The sequence below is a fragment of the Methylococcus sp. S1M genome (genome assembly GCF_051295855.1).
Lineage (GTDB): Bacteria > Pseudomonadota > Gammaproteobacteria > Methylococcales > Methylococcaceae > Methylococcus > Methylococcus capsulatus.
On the sequence record NZ_JBPDXO010000072.1, the window covers coordinates 1 to 234 of the forward strand.

1 protein-coding gene is annotated in these 234 nt (G+C 59.0%); it reads right to left on the minus strand.

Features of this window, described 5'->3' with window-relative positions:
• Nucleotides 1-234: hypothetical protein (locus ACSHWJ_RS16110; protein ID WP_435928803.1), on the minus strand; the 234-nt coding region annotated here is incomplete at both ends.

Here is a 234-nt window from a genome sequence, read left to right on the forward strand (position 1 = left end):
CGCTCAAATATGGAGCGGCTTCCGCCGCCTGTTCGAGCAAGCCACACAAAAAGGCATGTTTGGCGCGGAATTTTTCCTGCTCCTTCTCGTCGAGGTCGTCTTTCCAACACAAGGCGACGGTAGGCAATCCGTCCGATAGGAAATGGGCGCGCGCGCCTTCGCCACCGACCAAGTCCGGTTGGCTAAGAGTGGGGCAGCACGCGAAGATTTGGCCCTTGTCCTCGCCCAAGGGTA